This window comes from Actinoplanes sp. NPDC049118 (assembly GCF_040648555.1).
GTDB lineage: Bacteria > Actinomycetota > Actinomycetes > Mycobacteriales > Micromonosporaceae > Actinoplanes.
In genome coordinates this window covers 1-4,172 of the sequence record NZ_JBEZDY010000067.1, presented here as the reverse complement: position 1 = coordinate 4,172, position 4,172 = coordinate 1, and the positions used below count along the sequence as shown (strand labels likewise).

The window sequence follows — 4,172 nt, the reverse complement described above, 5'->3', positions numbered from 1 at the left end:
ACCCCGGAGCGCATCGACGCGGTCCTGGCGCCGAAGGCCGACGCCGCCTGGCACCTGCACGAGCTCACCGCCGACATGGACCTGACCGCGTTCGTGCTCATCTCCTCCGCCGGTGGCCTGGTGCTCACCGCCGGGCAGGCGAACTACGCCGCCGCCAACGTCTTCCTCGACGGCCTCGCCGACCTCCGCCGGGCACAGGGCCGGCCCGCCACCTCGATGGCGTTCGGCCTCTGGGACATGGACGCCGGCCTGGGACGGCACCTCGCCGAGGTGGACCGCCGCCGGATGGCCGCACAGGGCGTACCCACGCTCAGCCGCGCCGAGGGCCTCGCGCTCTTCGCCGCCGCGCTCCGCGCCGCACCGGCGGCCGTCGCCGCGATCAAGCTCGACGCCGCCGCGCTGCGCGCCCGCACCGACGCGGTCCCGGCCCTGCTCCGCGACTTCACCCCGAAGGTACGCCGGGCCGCCGCGGCGCCGCCGACCGCCGTGGCCGCCAACCGGCGGGATATCCTCGCCCTGGTCCGCGAGCGGGTCGCCGCCGTCCTCGGGCACGGCTCCGTCGACGCCATCGCGCCCGACCGGGCCTTCCAGGAGCTCGGCTTCGACTCCCTCGCCGCCACCGAGCTGCGCAACCAGCTGAACACCGCCACCGGCCTGCGGCTGCCCGCCACGCTGGTCTTCGATCACCCGAACGCCGGCGCGGTCACCGACCACATCCTGGGCCTGCTGGGCGCGCTCGCCGCCCCGGCCGAGCGGCCGCAGCGGCCCGCCGCCAGGCTGCGCGACGACGAGCCGATCGCCATCGTCGGCATGGCCTGCCGCTACCCGGGCGGCGTCACCGACCCCGAGGCGCTGTGGCGGCTGGTCAGAGATGGCGTCGACACCGTCTCCGACCTGCCGGCGGACCGCGGCTGGGACCTCGACGGCCTCTACGACCCGGAGCCCGGCAAGGAGGGCAGGAGCTACACCCGCAGGGGCAGCTTCCTGTACGACGCCGGCGACTTCGACCCGGCCTTCTTCGGCATCTCGCCGCGCGAGGCCGCCTACATGGACCCGCAGCAGCGCCTGCTGCTCGAAACCTCCTGGGAGGCCCTCGAACGGGCCGGCATCGACCCGGCCACCCTCAAGGGCAGCGCCACCGGTGTCTTCGCCGGCGTCATGTACCACGACTACGCGCTCAACGTGTCACCGTCCGGCACCAGCGGCGGTAGCGTCGTCTCCGGCCGCGTCTCCTACACGTTCGGCTTCGAGGGACCGGCCGTCACCGTCGACACGGCCTGCTCGTCCTCGCTTGTCGCCCTGCACCTGGCCGTGCAGTCGCTGCGGTCCGGCGAGTGCGACCTGGCCCTGGCCGGCGGCGCCACGGTGATGGCAACGCCGGGCATGTTCATCGAGTTCTCCCGCCAGCGCGGCCTGTCCGCGGACGGGCGCTGCAAGGCGTTCGCCGGCTCCGCCGACGGGGTCGGCTGGTCCGAGGGCGTCGGCGTGCTCCTCGTCGAGCGGCTCTCCGACGCGCAGGCCAACGGCCACGAGATCCTCGCGGTCGTACGCGGGTCGGCGGTCAACCAGGACGGCGCCTCCAACGGCATGTCCGCACCGAACGGGCCCTCGCAGCAGCGGGTGATCCGCGCCGCGCTGGCCGACGCACGGCTCACCCCCGGCCAGATCGACGTGGTCGAGGCGCACGGCACCGGCACCACCCTCGGCGATCCGATCGAGGCGCAGGCGCTGCTGGCCACGTACGGGCAGGACCGCGCCGAACCGCTGCGGCTCGGCACGATCAAGTCCAACATCGGGCACACCCAGGCCGCCGCCGGCGTCGCCGGCGTGATCAAGATGGTGCAGGCGATGCGGCACGGCGAGATGCCCCGCACCCTGCACGCCGAGGTCCCGTCCCCACACGTGGACTGGACCGAGGGCAACGTGGAACTGCTCACCGCGGCGCGGCGGTGGGAGACCGGCGACCGGCCGCGGCGGGCCGCGGTGTCCGCGTTCGGCATCAGCGGCACCAACGCGCATGTCGTCCTGGAGCAGCCGCCCGCGGCGCCGGCCACCGCGGCCCCGCGTACCGGCGGGGTCCTGCCCTGGGTCCTGTCGGCCCGCTCGCCGGAGGCGCTGCGCGACCAGGCGGCCCGCATCGGCGCGGTGGACGCCGACCCGGCCGACATCGGCCGCACGCTCGCCGGACGGTCGGCGCTGGACCACCGCACGGTCGTCGTCGGCGCCACCGCAGCCGAGCTGCGGTCCGCGCTCGCCTCGGCCGAGGCGAGCACCCCGGTCGAGGGCACGTGCGCGATGATGTTCACCGGCCAGGGCTCGCAGCGGGTGGGCATGGGCCGGGAGCTGTACCGGCGGTTCCCCGCCTACGCGGCCGCGTTCGACGCGGTGACGGCGCACCTGGACATCGACTGGGACGACCTCGACCGGACCGGCAACGCGCAGCCGGCGATCTTCGCGGTCGAGGTGGCGTTGTTCCGGCTCCTGGAGTCGTGGGGTGTGCGCCCGGACGTGCTGCTGGGGCACTCGGTCGGCGAGATCGCGGCGGCGCACGTCGCGGGGGTGTTCTCGCTGGAGGACGCGTGCGTGCTGGTCGCCGCGCGTGGTCGTCTGATGCAGGCGTTGCCGGCGGGCGGTGTGATGGTCGCGGTGGAGGCGGCCGAGTCGGAGGTCGTGGTGCCGGTGGGTGTCTCGATCGCGGCGGTGAACGGTCCGCGTGCCGTGGTGTTGTCCGGTCCGGAGGAGTCGGTGCTGGCCTGTGCGGCTGGTTTCGGCCGGAGTCGGCGGTTGACGGTCAGTCACGCGTTCCACTCCGCGTTGATGGATCCTATGCTGGACGACTTCGCCCAGGTGGTGTCCGGTCTGGCGTTGCACCCGCCGACGGTTGCGCTGGTCTCCAACGTCACCGGCCGGGTCGAGACCGACCTGTTCACCGATCCGGCGTACTGGGTGCGGCACGTCCGCGAGACCGTGCGGTTCGCCGACGGGATCGCCGCGACCGGGGCGGCGCGGTTCCTCGAGCTCGGCCCGGATGCGGTGCTTTCGGCGATGGTCGACGACGGCGTCGCCGCTCTGCGCCGCGACCGGGACGAGGTCGCCACCCTGCTCACCGCGGTCGGGCGGCTCTGGGCCGCCGGTCAGCACGTCGACTGGACCGCCATCGTCAGCGGCGACCGGGTCGACCTGCCCACCTACCCGTTCCAGCGCCGGCGATACTGGGTCGACGCCACCACCGGCACCTCCGACCCGGCCGCCCTCGGCCTCGGCACCGACGGGCACCCGCTGCTCGGCGCCGTCGTCGAGCTACCCGGCACGGGCGGGCGCCTGTTCACCGGACGACTGTCCCTGGACGCCCAGCCGTGGCTCGCCGACCACACCGTCCTCGGCTCCACGCTGGCGCCCGGCTCGGCCCTGGTCGAGCTGGCGCTGCACGCCGGCGCCGCCAGCGGCGCCCCGCACCTGGAGGAGCTGACGCTCGGCGCGCCGCTGGTGCTCCCGGCCGCCGGCGCGCTGCCGCTGCAGGTCACCGTCGGCCCCGACGAGGACGGCCGCCGCACGGTCTCCATCCACACCCGAGCCGGGGACCGCTGGCTGCGGCACGCGGCCGGCTCGCTGACCACCGGCGTGCCCGCCGCCGCGTTCGAGCTGTCGCAGTGGCCGCCGGCCGGCGCCGAGGAGGTCGCCGTCGGCGACGCGTACCCGATCCTCGCCGAGCACGGCTACGCCTACGGCCCGGTGTTCCAGGGCCTGCGCGCGGCCTGGCGCTCCGGCGACGACGTCTACGCCGAGGTGGCGCTCCCCGAGCAGGCACACGACGACGCCGCCCTTTTCGGCATCCACCCGGCCCTGCTCGACGCCACCATGCACGCCACCCTGCCCGGCCTGCTCGGCGACGCGACCTCACCGACCGCCATCCCGTTCGCCTGGAACGACGTCACCCTGCACGCGGCCGGCGCGACCGCGCTGCGGATCCGGGTGCGCCGCGCCGGCAACGGCGGCATGGCGCTCGACCTGGCCGACGTCACCGGCCGGCCGGTGCTGTCGGCCGGCTCGATGGTCGGCCGCCCGGTCACCGCGGACCAGCTCGCCGTCACCGCGGACGCGCCGCTGTACGCGATCGAGTGGCGCCCGGCCACGACGGTCGGCGCCCCGATCCGGTCGGTGGTGCACGAGTG

General features: G+C 75.2%; 1 protein-coding gene. It reads left to right on the top strand.

The window, feature by feature from the left end; translation table 11 throughout:
* Positions 1 to 4,172, top strand: a 4,172-nt coding sequence (locus tag AB0B58_RS42180; RefSeq protein WP_360237006.1) for a beta-ketoacyl synthase N-terminal-like domain-containing protein, incomplete at both ends; no start/stop codon positions are given.